Source organism: Brevundimonas sp. (assembly GCF_029946145.1).
Lineage (GTDB): Bacteria > Pseudomonadota > Alphaproteobacteria > Caulobacterales > Caulobacteraceae > Brevundimonas.
Map to the genome: position 1 here is coordinate 97,607 of NZ_JAQSDY010000013.1, position 19,063 is coordinate 116,669.

The window sequence follows — 19,063 nt, forward strand, 5'->3', positions numbered from 1 at the left end:
GTGTTGAAGCGAAAGCCGGCCACCCCGAAGCGCCATCCCGTCAGCCTGGCCCTGCAGGGCGGAGGCTCGCACGGGGCGTTCCAGTGGGGCGTGCTGGATCGTCTTCTGGAGGACGACCGGCTCGACATCCGCGCGGTGACCGCCTCATCCGCCGGCGCCATGAATGCTGCGGCCCTGATCAGCGGCCTGCATACCGGCGGGGCCGAAGGCGGCCGAAGTCAGCTCGACCTTCTGTGGCGCGAGGTGAACCGGTCGGGCGGACGCAACGTGTTCGGCGACTCCTCGATCTGGAGCGCCGCCATGACGCCGGGCTGGTTGAAGGACAGCAGCCTGTGGCGGTCGGCCGAGACCGCAGCCATGTCGATGAGTCCGTATCAATTCAATCCATTCAACCTGAATCCTCTCAAACGCGTTCTGGATAATGCGATCGATTTCGAGGCCGTGCGCGCCTCTCCGATCAAGCTGTTCGTCGCCGCTACGGCGGTGAAACAGGGTCGGGCCCGACTGTTCGAGAACCCCGAGATCACCGACCAGGTCCTGCTGGCCTCGGCCTGCCTGCCGCACCTCTTTCAGGCGGTCGAGATCGACGGCGAGCCCTACTGGGACGGCGGCTATCTGGCCAATCCGGCCTTGTGGCCACTGTTCTACGCCGACACCCCCGACGACATCCTGCTGCTGCCCCTGAACCCGTTCGTGCGCGAGGAGGCGCCGCGCGTGGCCGGGGACATCATGGACCGGCTGAACGAAATCGTCTTCAACGCGCCCCTCGTCGCCGAACTGAGGGCCGTCGCCTTCGTCCAGGACATGATCGAGGACGGGCGGTTGAAGCGGACCGGCGAGGACCGCTATCGCAGCCTGATGCTGCACGCCATCGAACCGGGCCCGTGGCTGGGTGCCCTGTCGTTGAGCTCGAAATTCAATACCGAATGGACCTTCCTCAACGACCTGAAGGCCCGCGGCCGCGAGGCTGCGGAGGAATGGCTGGAGCACTGCATCGACCATGTCGGCGAGCGTTCCAGCATCGACATCAAGGCCCGCTTCCTGGCCTAGCCGACAAACCCAGCCGCGCGCCGCAACCGGTCGTTGATGGCTTCGCCGAGGCCGTCCGCCGGGATCGGGGAGACCGCGATTCCCGTGGGTTTTTCCCGGTCAGCCTCCCGCAGGCGCCGGAACAGGTTGGCCGCCGCCTCGCGCAGATCGGCGGTGGGGCTCAGGCTCCAGCGCGGATCGCCGACACCGGGACCGAATCCCAGCAGGATTTCGCCATCCCTCGCCGTTTCCGCCTCGATCCGCACCGGTGCGTCGGGTGCATAGTGGAGCGCCAGCCGGCCGGGTGAGCGATGCCCCTCCCCGCCCCGGTCGAGCGACCCGACGACAGCCTCCAGCTCGTCCCGCGTGACCGAACCTGGACGCAGCAGGGCCATATGTCCGTTCAGCACCGAGACGACCGTGCTCTCGACCCCCACGGCGCAGGGTCCGCCGTCGATGGCGGCGCCGGCGGCGAAACCGGTCTCCTCCACCGCGTCGGCGAAGGTGGTCGGGCTGGGCCGCCCCGAGCGATTGGCCGACGGCGCCACCACCGGCCGCCCGAAAGCCGCGATCAGGGCGCGGGCGCGGGCGTGGCCCGGCACGCGGACGGCGACGCTGTCCAGCCCCGCCCGGGCGAGATCGCATACGCTCGTCCGGTCGCGGATGGGGGCCACAATCGTCAGCGGCCCGGGCCAGAAGGCCTCGGCCAGCGCCCGGGCCCGGCGATCGAACACCGCGACCGCCTCGGCCTGAACCGCGTCGGCGACATGGGCGATCAGGGGGTTGAACCGGGGACGACCCTTGGCCTCGAAAATGGCGGCGACGGCCCGGGCGTTTCCGGCGTCGGCGGCCAGGCCGTACACCGTTTCCGTCGGCAATATGACCAGGCCGCCGGCGTTCAGGACCGCCACGGCGTCGGCGTCTGACGCGCTCAGGCGGGACGCGCCTGAAGCATCACCCGCACCGTCACCTGCCGTCCGACCAGCCCGTTCCACGGCCCCGATGTTCCTATTCCAAAGTCCGCGCGATCCAGCGTCAGCGCGCCGGCCAGATGCGCCCGGTCACCGTTGATGCGCAAGTCCAGCGGGAAGGTGACCGCGCGGGTGCGCCCCTTCATCGTGATGTCGGCGTTGGCCGTATACCGGTCCCCGCCCATCGGCCGAAGCGACTTCAGATCGAAGCGGATCACCGGATAGCGCGCGGCGTCGAGGAACCCCGGCCCGATGGCCCGCCGGGTCGCGACCGCCGGGGACATCCTCAGGGACGCCGCCTGAACCGTCACCGAGGCGCGTGCGCTCTCCGGGCGCGCCGGGTCCAGAACGATGGAGCCCCGCCAGTCCTCGAATCGTCCCGTGCGCGATCCACCAAAGGCCCGGACGGACATTTCGATGCTCGATGCGTCCCGCTCGAAGCCCCAGGGCCCCGGCGCCGCGCCGGCCAGCAGGGGGGCCAGCAGCGCGAGAAGCAGGATCGCGAGCAGCCTCATGGACGGCGCGGAATCCACGGGATCATCCGGTGCAGCACGTTGTCCCGGTCGACGAACTGGTGTTTCAGCGCCCCGATCACATGCAGGGCGATCAGGAGGTACAGACCCTTCGCCGCCGCCTCGTGCAGGTCCATCAGCTGGTCCGCCATCTCCCGACCGCCGCCTATGGGGAGAAGCGGCCATTCGAACAGGCCGAACCAGTGGATTTCGCGTCCGCCCGCCGAGGACGCCGCCCACCCGACCAGCGGCATGGCGATCAGGAAGACGTAGAAGAGGACTTGGGTGGCCCGCGCCAGCCGCTGCTGCCATCGCGGCATCTCAGCCGGCAGCGGAATGGCGGGATTGGCGATCCGCCAGCCGATCCGGCCCAGGGTCAGGATGAGGATGCCCAGACCCACGGACTTGTGACTCTGCACGAACTCGCGTGACAGCGGTCCCTCGGTCCACTCGTACGCGGCGATCAGCAGCACCTGGGTCACAACCAGGGCTGCGATCAGCCAGTGAAGGGTCAATGAGACGGTGGAATAGCGGTTGCGCGGTTCAGCCACGACGAGCTCCCTTCGGATGCGCCACTCTGACCCGCCCGGGCCTCTTCGCCAAGCCGCCGCTTGCATGCCCCGGCGGCAAGACGGCATGAACGCGGGACGTTTCGAACCTGGATTCACCACCATGACCTACCGCGCGCCCGTCCGCGACATCGCCTTCGCCCTGCAGGCCGTTGCCGGGATAGACCAGGTCGCCGCCACCGGCGCCTTCCCCGACTATGACACGGACGTTCTGGGCGCGGTGCTGGAGGCCGCGGCCCAGTTCTCGGAAGGCGTCCTCGCGCCGCTGAACCGCATCGGCGACCAGAAGGGCTCGACATACGCCAATGGTTCGGTGACCGCCGCCCCGGGCTTCGCCGACGCCTATCGCCAGTTCGCCGAGGGCGGCTGGACCGGCCTGTCCGCCCCCGCCCACGCCGGCGGCCAGCAATTGCCAAAGGCGCTGGAGCTGGCGGCCTATGAGACCGTGCATGCGGCCAACATGGCCTTCGGCCTGTGCCCCATGCTGTCGCTGGCGGCGATCGAGGCGCTGGAGGCCCACGGCACGCCGTCGCAGAAGGACATCTATCTGTCGAAACTGGTCTCCGGCGAATGGACCGGGGCCATGGTCCTGACCGAGCCGCAGGCGGGTTCCGACCTCGGCGCCCTGACGGCCACGGCGACGCCGAACGGCGACGGGACCTATGCGCTGAACGGCCAGAAGATATTCATCACCTGGGGCGACCATGACGCCACGGACAATATCGTCCACATGGTGCTGGCCCGCCTGCCCGACGCTCCGGCCGGGCCCAAGGGCATCAGCCTGTTCCTCGCCTCGAAATTCCTCGTCAAGGACGACGGGACCTTGGGCGACCGCAACGGCTTCCGGCCCGTGGGTGTCGAGCACAAGCTGGGCATCCACGCCTCGCCCACCTGCGTCATGGCCTATGAGGGCGCGACGGCCGAACTGGTCGGCCAGCCCAACCAGGGCCTGGCCCATATGTTCGTCATGATGAACGCCGCCCGCCTCGCCGTCGGCGTCGAGGGCGTCGGCATCGCCGAACGGGCCTATCAGCACGCCCTCGCCTACGCCCGCGAGCGGCGTCAGGGCCGTTCGGTGTGGACCGGCGAGGCCAACGCCCCGATCATCGACCATCCGGACGTGCGCCGCACCCTGTCGGTGATGAAGGCCAGGGTCGCGGCGGCACGGGCCATCTGCCTGTCCACGGGCGTGGCGGCCGATCTGGCGAAACACGCGGCGACGGAAGAGGACCGGCGGCGCTGGAAGGGCCGCGAGGACCTGTTCACTCCGATCGCCAAGGCCTGGTCCACCGACGTCGGCTGCGAGGTCGCCTCCATGGGCGTTCAGATTCACGGCGGCATGGGTTTCATCGAGGAGACCGGCGCGGCGCAATACTATCGCGACGCCCGCATCGCCCCGATCTACGAGGGCACCAACGGCATCCAGGCCATGGACCTGGTCGGCCGCAAGCTGTCGATGGACGGCGGCCAGTCCGCCCGCGACCTGATCGCCGACATGAAGGTCACCCTCGCCCACCTGCCGCGCCTGTACTCGGGCAAGCCGGTCGAACGCTTCGCGGCGGCGGTCGAGGCGGTGGAGGACGCGACGGTCTGGCTGCTGGACCGCAAGGCCGCCGCCGACGGGGCCGCGGACGTGCTGGCCGCCGCCGACGCCTATCTGAAGCTGCTGGGCGACGTGACGGGCGGCTGGATGCTGGCCCAGGGCGCGCTGTACGCCCGCGACCAGCTGGACGGCGGCCAGGGCGACCCGGCCTGGCTGGAAGGCAAGATCACCCTGTACGAGGTCTATGCCGCCAATGTGCTGGGCCACGCCTCCAGCCGGCTGGCCGCCGTGGGTCAGGGCGGGGCGCTGCTGGAACGGATGAGCGTGGACGTGCTGGGGGGCTGAGCCGGACGCTCTCCCTCCCCTTCATGGGGAGGGTGTCGGCGAAGCCGACGGGTGGGGTACGGCAGTGCTTGGCGGCGCTTCCGGGATGTCGCAATCGGACCCCACCCGACCTCGCTACGCTCGGTCACCCTCCCCATAAAGGGGAGGGAGAGGTGCGGGACTAGATGTGCAGCACCCGCCCATAGGCGTCCAGCGCCGCCTCGTGCATGGCCTCGGACATGGTCGGGTGGGGATAGACGATGCCGTGGATGTCCTCTTCCGTCGCCTCCATGGCGATGGCGGTGACGAAGCCCTGGATCATCTCGGTCACCTCGGCGCCGAGCATATGGGCGCCGATCAGGGCGCCGGTCTTCGCGTCGAAGATCACCTTGACGAAGCCCTCGATCTCGCCGGCTGCGACGGCCTTGCCGTTCACGCGGAAGGGGAAGCGGCCGACCTTGACCTCGCGTTTCGCCTCGCGCGCGCCCTGTTCGGTGATCCCGACCGAGGCCACCTGCGGCTGGGCATAGGTGCAGCCGGCGATCGGCGAGTTCACGTTGGGCGTCCTGTAACCGGCGATGTGTTCGGCTGCGTGGATGCCCTCGTGCGAAGCCTTGTGCGCCAGCCAGGGCGCGCCGGCGCAGTCGCCGATGGCGTACAGCCCCTTCACGTTCGTCTGGCAGTGGCTGTCGATGGTGATGTGGCCGCGGTCCATGTTGACGCCCAGCGCCTCCAGACCGATGCCGTCCGTGTTGGCGGTGATGCCGACCGCCGAAATACAGACCTCGGCCTCAAGCGTTTCAGCCTTGCCGCCGGCCTCGATGGCCACCTGCACGCCCTTGCCGCCCCTGGACACCTTCGTCACCTTGCAGCCGGTGCGGAACTTCATGCCGCGCTTCTCGAAGGCCTTCTGCGCCGCCTTGGACACCTCCTCGTCCTCGACGGGCATGATGCGGTCGACGGCCTCGACCACCGTCACCTCGGCGCCCAGGGCGCGGTAGAAGCTGCCGAACTCGACCCCGATGGCCCCCGAGCCGATGACGACGATGGAGGCGGGCATTGTCTTCGGCGCCATGGCCTCGCGATAGGCCCAGATGCGGTCGCCGTCGGCCTCCAGGCCGATCTGCGGAATGGCTCTGGCGCGCGCGCCGACGGCCAGCATGACCGTCTTCGCCTCCACCGTGCGAGACCCGCCGGCCTTCAGGGCGATGACGACCTTGGGCGCCCCAGAGGCGCCACTTGGGCCCTTCTCCAGCTTCGCCGTGCCCTCGATCACCTCGATCTTGTTCTTCTTCATCAGATAGGCGACGCCCTTGTTCATGGTGGCGGCGACGCCCCGTGAACGCTGGATGATGGCGTCGAAGTCGAAGCCGGCGTTGTCGGCGGACAGGCCGTAGTCCTTGAGGTGCGACAGGCTCTCGTACTTCTCGCCGGACTTGAGCAGGGCCTTGGTGGGGATGCAGCCCCAGTTCAGGCAGATGCCGCCCAGGCTTTCGCGCTCGACGATGGCGACCTTCTGGCCCAGCTGGCTGGCGCGGATGGCGGCCACATAGCCGCCCGGGCCGGAACCGATCACGATAAGGTCGAACTCTGCCATCGGACATCTCCTTGTCCCCCGGGTCTTAGCGTGTCCCGGCGCGCCGACGCCACCCCGGCGACCCCGGTCCGAAACCAAATGTCAGCCCGCGCGGAGGAAGGCGCCCAGCGCGTCCATATCCAGGGCCGTGGCGGCCACGACGAAGGTGGCGGGCGTCAGCACGAGAAACACGTACAGCAACAGGTGCGCCCCTCCGCGCCACAGGGCCGACCACCAGGACAGGCCGTAGTAGTGGCGGGCGGCGGCGACGAAATATCCCAGATACGGAAACATCACGGGCCACGCCGGCCAGGCAGCGCCTGCCTTGTTGGCCAGGGCGAGAAGGATCAGCAGGCCGAACGCCATGAAATGAGCCCACATGGCGAACACCAGGTGCTCCATCAACAGGCGACGCCGCCCGAACAGAGGGGCCAGAAGCAGCGCGAACAGGGGCATCAGAAGCCAGATGGCGTTCGGAAGCCAGGCAGCGAGGCGTTCGCTGATCACGACCTGCTCGCGATTTGACTGGTTCTCGTACAGGAGGTTCTGACGGTCGCGTTCGTTGGCCGCCGCCGCCGCCGCCGCCGCGACCGCGACCGTGACGGCCGGATCGACGGGAGGCTCGACGCGACGTTGCATCCACCACTCGCCCTGGTCCACATTCGTCAGGTGCACCGTGACCCCGTCCGGATCGGCGCGCGCGGTGACGGGCGCCGTCGGATCGATCACCCTGGCGACATACTGATAGATCACGACGCCGCTGAAATTCAGGATCAGCAAAAAGAGCGCCGTGACCACCACGAAGATCTTGGTGGGCGATTGGTAGCGACCGCCCGCGCCATCCCGATAAGCTTCGAGCAGACGGTTCGGCCTGGTCGCCAGAGCCGCGAGCGTGCGCGCGGTTCGGCCGTCGACCAGACTGGATTCGGAGAATGCCTCCGCCGCCCATTCCCGCAGCGGACGCGGCCGGGCCTCGGTGTCCTGCCCGCAGCCATGGCAATAGCGGCCGAGAAGAGCGACGCCGCACGCCGGACAGGCTGCTGATGGTTCCCGATGTTCCGCCACGCCGCCCCCCGGACGGGAGCCTAGCCGGGGCCGGTCTCGCGAGTCCACGCCTCGGAGACGGCGCGTGCCCGCGCCATGTCGTCGACCACCAGGATCATCTGATGATCATGGTCGCTGTACAGCACCTCGCGTTCGGCGACGACCCGTATGGTCTGCGGCTTCCAGCGCCGCGCGGGCGGCGGGGCCGTCGGGCCGATCTTCCAGGGCTATGGCGAGGTCTCGCAGGGCGGTCCTGTCAGATCAGCCTGTCGATATCGGCCTTGATCGCCTCGGGTTCGACCTGCGGCGCATAGCGCGCGACCACCCGGCCCTCGCGGTCGGTCAGGAATTTGGTGAAATTCCACTTGATGTCACGGCTGCCGAGGAAGCCCTTCCTCTGACTGGTCAGCCAGGCGTAGAGCGGATGCCGGTTGGGACCGTTGACCTCGATCTTGTCGAACATCGGAAAATCGACGCCATAGGTCGCGGAGCAGAAGCTGGCGATCTCTGCGGCTCGGCCCGGCTCCTGCTGTCCGAACTGGTTGCAGGGGAAACCCAGCACCTCGAACGGTTTGTCCGCATACTGACGATGCAGCTCTTCCAGCCCGGCGTACTGGCCGGTGAAGCCGCATTTGGAGGCCGTGTTGACGATCAGCAGGGCCTGGCCACGGTATTGCTCCAGCGCCTGCTCGGCGCCGTCGATGGCCGTGGCGCTGAAGTCATAGACCGTGGTCACGCCCTGTCTCCGCCTAGGCCAGCATCGTCACGGGATCTTCGATCATCGCCTTGAAGGCCTGCAGGAACCGGGCGCCGATGGCGCCGTCGACCACGCGATGATCGCAGGTCAGGGTGACCGTCATCACCGTGGCGATGGCCAGCTGGCCATCCTTGACCACGGCCCGCGGCCCGCCGGCGCCCACGCTCATGATCGCGCCCTGGGGCTCGTTGATGATCGAGGCGAACGACTGGATGCCGAACATGCCCAGGTTGGACACCGAGAAGGTGCCGCCCTGGAATTCCTCAGGCTTCAGCTTGCGGTCGCGGGCGCGTTTGGCGAGGTCCCTGGACTCTGTCGCGATCTGCGACAGGGACTTGGTTTCGGCGGCGCGGATGATCGGCGTGATCAGGCCGCCGTCGATGGCCACCGCCATCGCCACGTCGGCGTGATGGTGCATGGCGATGCCCTCGGGGGAATAGCTGGCGTTGGCTTCCGGCACCGCCTTCAGCGCCATGGCCGAGGCCTTGATGACGAAGTCGTTGACCGAGACCTTCACGCCCGACTTCTCGAGCATCGCATTGACCCTGGCGCGCGAGGCCAGCAGTCCGTCGATCTCGCAGTCGATGTTCAGCGGGAAATGTGGCACGTCGCGGAAGCTGTCGGTCAGGCGGCGGGCGATGGCCTTGCGCATGCCGTCCAGCGGGATCAGGTCATAGCTGCCGTCCGGTATGCCCATCTGGGCCAGGGACTGGACCTTGCGGACCTCGCCGGCCGGAGCCGAAGCGCCCGACGCGGCCGGAGCCTGCGTTCCGCCCCTGGCGCCTTCAACGTCGCGTTTGACGATGCGGCCGTGGGGGCCGGTGCCCTTGATCGATTTCAGATCGACGCCGTTCTGCGTCGCGATTCGGCGCGCCAGCGGCGAGGCGAAGACGCGGGCGCCGTCGGCTCTCGCCGGCGCGGATTTCGGAGCGGCGGTGGGCGCGGCGGCGGCCTCGGCCTTGGCCGGTTCAACCTTGGAGGCATCAGCAACCGGAGCGGAGGCAGCCTTGGGCGCCGGAGCGGCCGCGCCTCCCTCGTCCTTCAGACGGGCGATCGGCGTATTGACCTTCACGCCTTCCGTGCCTTCGGCCACGAGGATGTCAGTGACTTCGCCCTCGTCGACGGCCTCGACCTCCATGGTCGCCTTGTCGGTTTCGATCTCGGCGATGACGTCGCCGGCCTTGACCGTGTCGCCGACCTTGACGTGCCATTTGGCCAGCACGCCCTCTTCCATGGTGGGCGACAGCGCCGGCATGAGAATGTCGGTCATCGCACGCTCCCGGGCCTGGAGGTCGGCTCGGCCATGGTCTGGACGTTGTCCGCCTTGATGACCTCGGACAGCCCCGTCAGAATCCGCTGATAGGCCTCACGTTCGTTGTGGCCGTGCCGGACGGCATAGCCGTGGGCCATGTGTTTGGCCGCATGGGCCAGCATCTGGCCGAACTGCAGCGGGTCGTTGAAGGCTGGCTTGATCGACATGACCGGCTCGCCCTTCGACCACCACATGCGCAGGATTTCGACAGCTTCGGCGTCGGCCGCGACGCTGTCGGGCGTCGTCAGCTGGAACTCGGGGTTCTCGCTCATGCCATCACCCGTTTCACGGCGGCGATGATCTTGTCCGCGCCCGGCAGCGACAGGGCTTCCAGATTGGCGGCGTAGGGCAGCGGCACGTCCTCCTGATGCACCCGCAGCGGCGGCGCATCCAGATAGTCAAACGCGTGTTCGATGACCCGGGCCACGACCTCGGCGCCGACGCCCATCGGACCCCAGCCCTCCTCGGCCGAGACCAGGCGGCTGGTCTTCTTCACGCTTTCGACGATGGTCTCGTGGTCGAGCGGACGCAGGGTGCGCAGGTCGACGACCTCGCAGCTGATCCCCTCCCCGGCCAGCGTCTCGGCGGCCTGCAGGGCGAAGCCGACCATGCGGCTATGGGCGGTGATGGTCACGTCGGTTCCCTCGCGGCGGACCCTGGCCTTGCCGATCGGCACCAGCCAGTCGTCGACCTCGGGCACGTCGAACTCCAGCCCGTACATCATCTCATGCTCGAGGAAGACGACGGGGTTGGGATCGCGGATCGCCGACTTCATCAGACCCTTGGCGTCGGCGGCGTCATACGGCGCGATGACCTTGAGGCCGGGCACCTGGGCGTACCACGCCGAATAGTCCTGGCTGTGCTGGGCGCCGACGCGGCTGGCGGCGCCGTTGGGGCCGCGGAAGACGATGCTGGCGCGAATCTGGCCGCCCGACATGTACAGGGTCTTGGCCGCCGAATTGATGATGTGATCGATCGCCTGCATGGCGAAGTTGAAGGTCATGAACTCGACGATCGGCTTCAGCCCGGCCATGGCCGCGCCGACGCCCAGGCCGGCGAAGCCGTGCTCGGTGATCGGGGTGTCGACGACCCGCTTGTCGCCGAACTCCTGCAGCAGTTCGCGGCTGACCTTGTAGGCGCCCTGATACTGGGCGACCTCTTCGCCGATCAGGAACACCTTGTCGTCCCGGCGCATCTCTTCGGCCATGGCGTCGCGAAGGGCGTCGCGGATGGTGGTCTTGATCAGTTTGGCGCCGGCCGGGATCTGCGGGTCGCGCAGCTCGACCTTCGGGCTCGGCGACTGCGAGGGGGCCTTTTCGGGGTCGCCGGTCTTGCCCTCGGCGGCGGCTTTCGGCGCGTCGGCGGCGGCCGCAGCTTCAGCCGGGGGAGCATCGGCGTTCGGCGCGGGCGCAGCAGCGCCGCCCTCACCCGCCAGACGGGCGATCGGCGTGTTGACCTTCACGTTCTCCGAGCCCTCGGCGACGAGGATTTCGGTGACCTCGCCCTCGTCGACGGCCTCGACCTCCATGGTCGCCTTGTCGGTCTCGATCTCGGCGATGACGTCCCCGGCCTTGACCGTGTCACCCGCCTTGATGTGCCATTTGGTCAGCGTGCCCTCTTCCATAGTGGGCGACAGCGCCGGCATGAGAATGTCGGTCACGCTGAGGCCTCCACATAGACGTCGGTATAGAGCTCGGACGGGTCCGGCTCCGGGCTTTCCTGGGCGAACTGGACCGCCTCGGCGACGATGGTCTTGATCTCGGCGTCGATGGCCTTGAGGTCGTCCTCGGTCGCGCCGGCCTGGTCCAGCAGCATCTTGACGTGGTCGATAGGGTCGCGCGTCTTCTTGACCTCGTCGACCTCTTCCTTGGCCCGATATTTGGCCGGATCCGACATGGAGTGACCGCGATAGCGGTAGGTCTTCATTTCCAGAATGAAGGGACCGCCGCCCTCGCGCGCACGCTTGACCGCCCGGGCCACGGCGTCGCGCACCGCCAGAACATCCATGCCGTCGACCTGTTCGCCGGGGATGCCGAAGCTCGAGCCGCGTTCGCTCAGTCGGGTCGTGGACGACGAGCGCTCGATGCTCGTGCCCATGGCGTACTGGTTGTTCTCGATGATGTAGACGGCCGGCAGCTTCCACAGCTGGGCCATGTTGAAGCTCTCATAGACCTGGCCCTGGTTGGCCGCGCCGTCGCCGAAATAGATGAAGGCGACCGAGTCATCGCCGCGATAGCGGCCGGCGAAGGCCAGGCCGGTGCCGAGGGCGACCTGGGCCCCGACGATGCCGTGGCCGCCGTAGAAGCCCGTGGCGGTGTCGAACATGTGCATCGAGCCGCCCTTGCCCTTGGACGAGCCGCCGATGCGGCCCGTCAGCTCGGCCATGACCTGTTTCGGGTCCATGCCCGCGCACAACATGTGGCCGTGGTCGCGGTAGCCGGTGATGATCTTGTCGTGACCCTGGCGCACGCTTTCCTGCACCCCCACGGCGACGGCCTCCTGGCCGATGTACAGGTGGCAGAAGCCCCCGATCAGCCCCATGCCGTACAGCTGGCCCGCGCGCTCCTCGAAGCGGCGGATGAGGACCATCTCGCGATAGAAGCGCAGCAGGTCCTCTTTCGAGGCCGTCGGCGTATTGGGCAGCTTTGTCGCCTTGCTGGAAACAGCTTTGGCGGCGGGGGCTTTCGCCATCCGTCATCTCCCGGCTGGGCCCGCGGTTGAGGGCCTCTTGTCGTTACGGAAAGGGGCTTTAGCAGCCTTCGTTCCCGAAACGCAAAGCGCGCCGGTCAAGCTGTAACGAAAGTTCACGCGCGAACGAAACCGGTTCGGATGCGCACGCGTCCGAACTCAGGTTTCGTTCCACGAAAGGGAGCCTGATCTGCGATCAGGCTCTGGGGGCCGGACCCTTGCTGGCGACAGGCGCCGTGACCCGGATGACGTAGTCGCGCGGGTCGCTGAAGCCCAGCACGGCGCGCGCCCGCTCCTCCAGCAAATCCCGCGACAGGCTGTCGGTGCGCAGATAGCGGACCCGCACCTCGAGGTCGCGTCGCTGCTCCATGATGCCGGCCAACTGGGTCTCGCGGCGCACCAGCATGGCGTCGCGCTCATGCCCGCTCAGCAGGCCGCGCTCGCCCGTCAGGGCCTGAACGCCCAGATAGGCGATCAGCAGCAGCAGGATGGCGGAGGGGAAATAGGGTTTCATCCGTTCGGGCACGCGGGACGCTCCTTCTGAGCGTAGACTCAAGATTGAAGGAGTCTGACCGAAAATGCCTAACGAACCGTAGCTTGACCGTAAACCTGCGTCGAGAACACGAGGGTTTTCCGCCGGGATCGCCCGGCGGGCTAGGGGGCGACCGCCGCCTGCCCGGGCGGCAGGGCCAACGACGCCTGGGCGAAGGCGTATTTCCAGCCGGAGTCGGTGCGCACATAGGTGTCGCTGAACCACAGGGTGCGATCGAACGGACCGGACGGGCCGGTCCCCTTGATCCACAGCCTGGCTGTCACGACGGCCGTGTCGCCGAATACCCGGACCGTCTGGCTGCCCGGCGTCTCGTCCTGTTGTTCATAGGTCGTGACGCGTTCGCTCTCGAACAGGCCCTCACGGTCGAAGACGTGGCCATTGCCGGTCACCAGCACGAAGTCCGGGTGAAGAATCCGGTCCATGACGGCGAAATCGTTGCGCTTGACCGCCGCCTGGTACTCGACGTCCAGCGCGGCCACCGCCCGACGATCATCCTCCGGCGATTGCGCCCCCGCCGGTCCCGCGAAAACCATTCCCATCAGCAGCATCCCTGCGATCAGGACTGCACGACAAACCATTGCCTGACTCCCTGTGTGCCGGGTTCAGGCTTAGCCGCACGCCCGGTGTCGGACTTTCGGAATCTCATGACGCCGCGCAGTATCCGCCGGGCGTCGAACCGCCCGGCCAGCGACCCCGTCTAGCGGTTCAACAGCATCCCATCGCCGAAATAGGCGCCCTGATCGCCCAGCATCTCCTCGATGCGGAGCAGCTGGTTGTATTTGGCCGTCCGGTCAGAGCGGGCCAGCGAGCCGGTCTTGATCTGCCCGCAGTTGGTGGCCACGGCCAGGTCGGCGATGGTCGAATCCTCGGTTTCGCCCGAGCGATGGCTCATCACCGCAGTGTAGCCCGCGCGATGCGCCATATCCACGGCGTCAAGAGTCTCGGACAATGTCCCGATCTGGTTGACCTTTACGAGGATAGAATTGGCCAGGCCCTCGCCGATGCCTGCGGCCAGACGGGCGGGGTTGGTGACGAACAGGTCGTCGCCCACGATCTGGCAGCGGTCGCCCAGACGCTCGGTCAGCATCCGCCATCCATCGAAATCGTCCTCGGCGCAGCCGTCCTCGATCGAGACGATCGGGAAGCGCTCGCACAGGTCGGCGAGGTAGTTGACCATGGCGTCGGCCTCGAGCGTCTTGCCCTCGCCGGCCATGACGTACTTGCCGTCCTTGAAGAATTCGGTGGCGGCGACGTCCAGGCCAAGATGGAAGTCCTCGCCGGCCAGATAGCCGGCGGCCTGTCCGGCGCGGGTGATGAAGCTCAGCGCCTCCTCGGCCGAGGCCAGGTTGGGGGCGAAACCGCCCTCGTCGCCGACGTTGGTGTTGTGGCCGGCGTCCTTCAGCTGCTGGCGCAGGGCGTGGAAGATTTCCGACCCCATGCGCAGGGCTTCCGAGAAGCTCTCGGCGCCCGTCGGCAGGATCATGAACTCCTGGATGTCGATCGGATTGTCGGCATGCGCCCCGCCGTTGATGATGTTCATCATCGGCGTCGGCAGGATCCGGGCTGAAACGCCGCCCAGATAGCGGTGCAGCGGCAGGCCCGAGGAAATGGCGCTGGCCTTGGCGCAGGCCAGGCTGACGCCGAGGATGGCGTTGGCGCCCAGCCGGCCCTTGTTCTCGGTGCCGTCGAGGGCGATCAGGGCCTCATCGATACGGCGCTGGTCCTCGGCGTCCATGCCGGACAGGGCGTCGAAGATCTCGCCGTTGACGTTGTCGACGGCCTTGCCCACGCCCTTGCCGCCCCACAGGTCCTTGTCGCCGTCGCGCAGCTCGACGGCCTCGTGCGCGCCGGTGGAAGCGCCCGAGGGCACGGCGGCGCGGCCGAAGCTGCCGTCGTCGAGGATCACATCCACCTCGACCGTCGGATTGCCGCGGCTGTCGAGGATCTGGCGGGCGACGATGTCGGCGATGTCGGTCATGGGGGCGCTCTGCTGTCAGGGAAGTCGGCGGGGTTTAGCGCGCGCGACCCCGCCGCCGCAAGGAACGGTGGTGGACCGGCCACGCGTTGCGGGCGGTTGTCGAACTACAGGCAGCTTTCGACCAGCTGGATTGAAGGCCCGCCCGCGTGGATCGTCGTCACCACGCCCGCCGCGTCGGTCTCGAAGCGGATTCCTCGCGACGCCGGATCATCGCCATTCGCCGCGCGACCGCCGTTCCAGACCGTGATGTATTCCGCGCCTTCAACGTATTTGTGCGGTTCGACCGCGGCGTCGGCATGGGCGGCCTTCACCTGGGCGGCGGTCGAACCCAGGCCCAGGCCCCCGGCGGTTTGCACCGTCGAAGCGCGCATCAGGGTGATCCGGCTCAATCGTCCGTCCTCGACCATCACGGTCAGCCCCTCGGGCGCGCGAGCGGGATGGAAGACGTCGCAGCTTTCCGGTTCCGGCCCGCCGGCAGCCTCCGGATTCGAATCAGCGCCGAGCGCGGCCTCGACCTCGGCCCGGGTCATGCCGACGCGCACGGGGCCATACCCCTCGGAAGTCAGAGTGTTGGCGGTCGCCACGGGCGTTCCGGGATCCACCTGCGGCGGCGAGGGCTCGGGCGCAGGTTCAGCGGGTGGCGCATTGCAGGCCGTGAGCGTCAGCAGGACTGCGGAACCGAGGGCGGTGAAGCGGATCATGGGGCGTCTCCAGCGTTGTATGCCGGACAGAACGCACGAAAACGGCGCGCGAGTCATCGCGCGCCGTGAAATCTCTCGTCCGGCCCGAAGGCCGAGCCGTGGAAGACTAGTCTTCCTTGGGCGTCAGAACCTGACGGCCGCGATAGGTCCCGGTCTTCAGGTCGATGTGGTGCGAGCGGCGCAGCTCGCCCGTGTCCTTGTCCTCGGTATAGGGATTGGTCCCCAGCGAGTCGTGGGCGCGGCGCATGTTGCGACGCGAGGGCGATACTTTGCGCTTCGGAACGGCCATGTCCGTCTCAATCTTCTTAGTCGGCGCTGCGAGAGCGCGAAAACAACAGCGGCGGCCCCAGAGAGCCGCCAGCGAGGGCGGGCTTATGCATGAAGCCGCGGGCGATTTCAAGGCATGTCGCGCCGCCACTCAATCCAGGGCGCGTTCCATGACCAGGAAGTACAGATCGTCCCGCAGCGGCAGGCCGAAGCGCGGGTTGCCATAGGGGAACGGCAGGGTGTCCCCGGTCAGGCGATAACCCAGCCGCTCATACCAGCCGATCAGGGTTCCACGCTGGGGAAACACCGAGATTCGCACGCGCCGGGCGCCGAAGCGCTCCGCCAGCGTGGCGTGGGCGGCCTCGACCAGACGACGGCCCAGGCCCCCGCCCTGCAGGATCGGGCTGACCGACAGCATGCCGAAATAACCCGTCCCTTCGCCCCGATCGGCGATCAGGACGCAGCCGACCAGTTCGTCTCCGCGCCAGGCGGACAGCAGGGCCTGTTTCGGATCGGCCAGAATACCGGCCAGGTCTTCCGGATCGGTGCGCTGGCCATCCAGCAGATCCGCCTCCGTCGTCCAGCCAGCGCGCGAGGCCTCGCCGCGATAGGCGCTCTCGATCAGGGGGTGCAGGGCGGGGATGTCCGCCGCGACGGCGTGGCGTATGGTGATCTCAGTCATGGGCCAGCATTTCGCTGACGGCCTCGGCGATCGCAAGCGAACTGGTCAGGCCGGGGCTCTCGATGCCGAACAGCGCGACCAGACCGTCGATCCCGTGGTCCTCGCGGCCGCCCAGCTGGAAGTCCGGCTGCGGTTCGCCGGGTCCGTGCAGCTTGGGCCGGATGCCGGCGTAGTCAGCCGTCAGGGCGCCATCCGGCAGGCCCGGCCAGAAGCGGCGGATGTATCCCTCGAACTCGGCGGTCTTGGCCGGATCGACCGAATAGTCCTCGATATCGACATAGACGAGGTCGGGCCCGAACACGGCCTGTCCGCCCAGGTCCTTGCGATAGTGGGTTCCCAGCGCCCCGGGAATCGGCGGCGGATAGATCAGCCGCTCGAACGGAGCCTTGCCGGCAAGACGGAAATAGACGCCCTTGCCGAAATGACCCGCCGGGATGCGTTCGACGGGATAGCCCGTGATCCGCGCCGCAACAGTCTGGGCGCCGAGACCGGGAGCCGTGACCAGCAGTCGCGTGGTCAGGGTCGCGCCGCCCTCCCCGCCCGCTCTGATCGTGAAGCCGTCGCCCGGCAGCGGCTCGGCCCGTTCGAACGGCGTGGAGACGACCACCGAGCCGCCCGCGTCCTCGATCTCGCCCTGCAGGGCCAGCATGTAGCCGTGGCTGTCGAAGACGCCGCTCTCGGGCGACAGGATGGCGGCGTGGGCGTTCAAGCCGGGCTCCAGCGCCCGGGCCTGGGCGCCGGTCAAATGCGCCAGACCCTCGACGCCATTGGCGGTCGCCTGTTCGAAGATGGCCTCGATGCGCGCGACCTCCGCCTCTTCCGTCGCCACGACCAGCTTGCCGCATTTGCGGAAGTCGATCTTGTGGCTCTCGAGGAAGGCGTAGAGCAGCCGCCGGCCCTCAACGCATAACCGCGCCTTCAGCGACCCGGTCGGATAGTAGAGGCCGCCGTGGATGACCTCGGAATTGCGCGAGGACACGCCCTGGCCGATGTGCGGCTCCTTCTCCAGCACCAGCACCGACAGGCCGCGTTTCGCCAGCGCCCGGCCGCAGGCGAGACCAACCGCGCCGGCGCCCACCACCGTGGCGTCAAAATCGAAGCTCACGCCTTCGGACCGTAGAGCGCCTCGGCCCGGGCCTCGAAACAGGACATCAGCTTGCCGACCGCGCGGTCGAAATTGGCATGCAGCACCCCGTCCAGCAGTCTCGATTTGAAGGCGAAGTCGATGAAGAACTCGACCCGCGTCCCCCGCGGATCGGGGAAGAACTCCCAGCGGTTGTTCAGATGTTTGAATGGGCCCCGCAGCAAACCGACCTCGACCAGGTTGCGGTTCGTGTCATGTCGAACCCAGGTCGAGAACCGCTCCTTGAGGAAGGAAAAACCGACCGCCGCCTCGGCGTCCACCAGCGACACGCCGGGCGCCTCTTCACGTGAGGCCCAGGTCCGCAAAGCGGTCACCCAGGGTACGAATTCGGGATAGGCGCGCACGTCGGCGACCAGCGCGGCCAATTGCCCGGGCTTGTAAGGCAGGATTTTCGTGACGCGGTGGACGGCCAAGCGGGGCTCAGCGTCCCGTCTGCGCCAGCCGCGCCGCCCTCAACCGGGCGAAATCGTCGCCGGCATGGTGCGAACTGCGCGTCAGCGGCGACGAGGACACCATAAGGAAGCCCTTGGCCCGGGCGATGGCCTCATAGGCCTTGAACTCGTCCGGGGTGACGAAGCGGTCGATGGCGGCGTGTTTGCGGGTCGGCTGGAGATACTGGCCGATGGTGATGAAGTCGACGCCGGCCGAGCGCATGTCGTCCATCACCTGCATGACCTCTTCGCGGGTCTCGCCCAGGCCGACCATTATGCCGGACTTGGTGAACTGGTTGGGGTCGCGCTCCTTGACCATCTGCAGCAGACGCAGGCTGTGGAAGTAGCGGGCCCCGGGCCGGATCTTCAGATACAGCCGCGGCACGGTCTCGAGGTTGTGGTTGAACACGTCCGGCGTGGCGTCGATCATCACCTCGGCCGCCCCGTCCTTGCGCAGGAAGTCGGGCGTCAGGATCTCGATGGTGGTGTTCGGCGCCTGCAGCCGGATCTGGCGCACGACCTCGGCGAAGTGAGCGGCGCCGCCGTCGGACACGTCATCGCGGTCAACCGAGGTGATCACCACGTGATTCAGACCCATCTCCGCCACGGCCATCCCGACCTTCCCCGGCTCTTGGGGATCGAGCGGTTGCGGCAGGCCGGTCTTGACGTTGCAGAAGGCGCAGGCCCGCGTGCAGGTGTCGCCCATGATCATCAGGGTGGCGTGCTTCTGGCTCCAGCACTCGCCGATGTTCGGGCAGGCCGCCTCCTCGCAGACCGTATGAAGGCCCTTTTCCTTCATGATGGCGCGGGTCGCATTGTACTGGCCCGACCCCGGCGCCTTGACGCGCAGCCAGTCGGGCTTCTTCAACACGGCCGTTTCCGGGCGGTTCTGCTTTTCCGGGTGACGCAGTTCGGCCGGCGTCTTCGTCAGGGTGTCGATCAGCGTGACCAAGGCGTCGCGGGCTCCGGGCTGTGCGGAACC

21 protein-coding genes are annotated in these 19,063 nt (G+C 67.8%); 2 read left to right on the forward strand and 19 right to left on the reverse strand.

The window, feature by feature from the left end; genetic code table 11:
- Window positions 1-1,050, forward strand: a complete 1,050-nt coding sequence (locus tag PSV23_RS06080; RefSeq protein WP_300466922.1) for a patatin-like phospholipase family protein — start codon at window positions 1-3, stop codon at window positions 1,048-1,050.
- On the opposite strand, the gene PSV23_RS06085 is transcribed toward PSV23_RS06080, so the two are convergent.
- The 3 genes from PSV23_RS06085 to PSV23_RS06095 are packed head-to-tail and all read right to left on the reverse strand — an operon-like array spanning window position 1,047 to window position 3,063.
- On the reverse strand, window positions 1,047-1,940 hold the full coding sequence (locus PSV23_RS06085) for an L-threonylcarbamoyladenylate synthase (RefSeq protein ID WP_300466924.1): 894 nt from the start codon (window positions 1,938-1,940) through the stop codon (window positions 1,047-1,049). The genes PSV23_RS06080 and PSV23_RS06085 overlap by 4 nt on opposite strands.
- A gap of 20 nt (window positions 1,941-1,960) precedes the next feature.
- On the reverse strand, window positions 1,961-2,515 hold the full coding sequence (locus tag PSV23_RS06090) for a YceI family protein (protein WP_300466926.1): 555 nt from the start codon (window positions 2,513-2,515) through the stop codon (window positions 1,961-1,963).
- Entirely contained in the window at window positions 2,512-3,063 is a 552-nt protein-coding gene (locus tag PSV23_RS06095) for a cytochrome b (RefSeq protein ID WP_300466928.1), read from the reverse strand. The genes PSV23_RS06090 and PSV23_RS06095 overlap by 4 nt, the downstream gene beginning before the upstream one ends.
- A 121-nt stretch (window positions 3,064-3,184) precedes the next feature.
- On the opposite strand from PSV23_RS06095, the gene PSV23_RS06100 reads away from it, so the two are divergent.
- The gene (locus tag PSV23_RS06100; RefSeq protein WP_300466930.1) at window positions 3,185-4,969 is read left to right on the forward strand and encodes an acyl-CoA dehydrogenase; all 1,785 of its coding nucleotides are present in this window, start codon (window positions 3,185-3,187) and stop codon (window positions 4,967-4,969) included.
- Between the two features lie 160 nt (window positions 4,970-5,129).
- Here PSV23_RS06100 and lpdA read toward each other — a convergent pair whose 3' ends face one another.
- The 16 genes from lpdA to lipA all read right to left on the reverse strand — a co-directional run bounded on the left by lpdA (window position 5,130) and on the right by lipA (window position 19,033).
- Window positions 5,130-6,545: a dihydrolipoyl dehydrogenase gene (gene lpdA, locus PSV23_RS06105; RefSeq protein ID WP_300466932.1), complete on the reverse strand. Its 1,416-nt coding sequence runs from the start codon at window positions 6,543-6,545 to the stop codon at window positions 5,130-5,132.
- A gap of 81 nt (window positions 6,546-6,626) precedes the next feature.
- Window positions 6,627-7,589: a DUF3667 domain-containing protein gene (locus PSV23_RS06110; RefSeq protein ID WP_300466934.1), complete on the reverse strand. Its 963-nt coding sequence runs from the start codon at window positions 7,587-7,589 to the stop codon at window positions 6,627-6,629.
- A 235-nt stretch (window positions 7,590-7,824) separates the two neighbouring features.
- Window positions 7,825-8,304 (reverse strand): glutathione peroxidase, encoded by a 480-nt coding sequence (locus PSV23_RS06115; RefSeq protein WP_300466936.1) that lies wholly within the window; start codon window positions 8,302-8,304, stop codon window positions 7,825-7,827.
- 13 nt (window positions 8,305-8,317) lie between these two features.
- Window positions 8,318-9,595, reverse strand: a complete 1,278-nt coding sequence (locus PSV23_RS06120; RefSeq protein WP_300466938.1) for a pyruvate dehydrogenase complex dihydrolipoamide acetyltransferase — start codon at window positions 9,593-9,595, stop codon at window positions 8,318-8,320.
- Window positions 9,592-9,909, reverse strand: a complete 318-nt coding sequence (locus PSV23_RS06125) for a DUF5076 domain-containing protein (protein WP_300466940.1) — start codon at window positions 9,907-9,909, stop codon at window positions 9,592-9,594. Before PSV23_RS06125 ends, PSV23_RS06120 begins: the two co-directional genes overlap by 4 nt.
- Entirely contained in the window at window positions 9,906-11,297 is a 1,392-nt protein-coding gene (locus PSV23_RS06130) for a pyruvate dehydrogenase complex E1 component subunit beta (RefSeq protein WP_300466942.1), read from the reverse strand. Before PSV23_RS06130 ends, PSV23_RS06125 begins: the two co-directional genes overlap by 4 nt.
- Window positions 11,294-12,328: a pyruvate dehydrogenase (acetyl-transferring) E1 component subunit alpha gene (gene pdhA, locus PSV23_RS06135; RefSeq protein ID WP_300466944.1), complete on the reverse strand. Its 1,035-nt coding sequence runs from the start codon at window positions 12,326-12,328 to the stop codon at window positions 11,294-11,296. Before pdhA ends, PSV23_RS06130 begins: the two co-directional genes overlap by 4 nt.
- A 193-nt stretch (window positions 12,329-12,521) precedes the next feature.
- Entirely contained in the window at window positions 12,522-12,839 is a 318-nt protein-coding gene (locus PSV23_RS06140) for a septum formation initiator family protein (RefSeq protein WP_370461010.1), read from the reverse strand.
- 140 nt (window positions 12,840-12,979) lie between these two features.
- Window positions 12,980-13,417 (reverse strand): nuclear transport factor 2 family protein, encoded by a 438-nt coding sequence (locus PSV23_RS06145; RefSeq protein ID WP_300466948.1) that lies wholly within the window; start codon window positions 13,415-13,417, stop codon window positions 12,980-12,982.
- A 158-nt stretch (window positions 13,418-13,575) separates the two neighbouring features.
- Complete coding sequence (gene eno / locus PSV23_RS06150) at window positions 13,576-14,856, reverse strand: phosphopyruvate hydratase (RefSeq protein ID WP_300466950.1); 1,281 nt, start codon at window positions 14,854-14,856, stop codon at window positions 13,576-13,578.
- Window positions 14,857-14,960: 104 nt separating this feature from the next.
- A complete protein-coding gene (locus PSV23_RS06155) occupies window positions 14,961-15,557 on the reverse strand; it encodes a hypothetical protein (RefSeq protein ID WP_300466952.1) in 597 nt (198 codons plus the stop codon).
- Window positions 15,558-15,663: 106 nt separating this feature from the next.
- Window positions 15,664-15,846 (reverse strand): 50S ribosomal protein L32, encoded by a 183-nt coding sequence (rpmF, locus tag PSV23_RS06160; RefSeq protein ID WP_055830178.1) that lies wholly within the window; start codon window positions 15,844-15,846, stop codon window positions 15,664-15,666.
- Window positions 15,847-15,975: 129 nt separating this feature from the next.
- Window positions 15,976-16,506, reverse strand: a complete 531-nt coding sequence (locus PSV23_RS06165) for a GNAT family N-acetyltransferase (RefSeq protein ID WP_300466955.1) — start codon at window positions 16,504-16,506, stop codon at window positions 15,976-15,978.
- Window positions 16,499-17,611, reverse strand: a complete 1,113-nt coding sequence (locus tag PSV23_RS06170) for an NAD(P)/FAD-dependent oxidoreductase (RefSeq protein ID WP_300466957.1) — start codon at window positions 17,609-17,611, stop codon at window positions 16,499-16,501. Before PSV23_RS06170 ends, PSV23_RS06165 begins: the two co-directional genes overlap by 8 nt.
- The gene (locus PSV23_RS06175) at window positions 17,608-18,063 is read right to left on the reverse strand and encodes a type II toxin-antitoxin system RatA family toxin (protein ID WP_300466959.1); all 456 of its coding nucleotides are present in this window, start codon (window positions 18,061-18,063) and stop codon (window positions 17,608-17,610) included. Before PSV23_RS06175 ends, PSV23_RS06170 begins: the two co-directional genes overlap by 4 nt.
- Before the next feature lie 7 nt (window positions 18,064-18,070).
- Window positions 18,071-19,033, reverse strand: a complete 963-nt coding sequence (lipA, locus tag PSV23_RS06180) for a lipoyl synthase (protein WP_300466961.1) — start codon at window positions 19,031-19,033, stop codon at window positions 18,071-18,073.
- Between the last annotated feature and the right edge of the window lie 30 nt (window positions 19,034-19,063).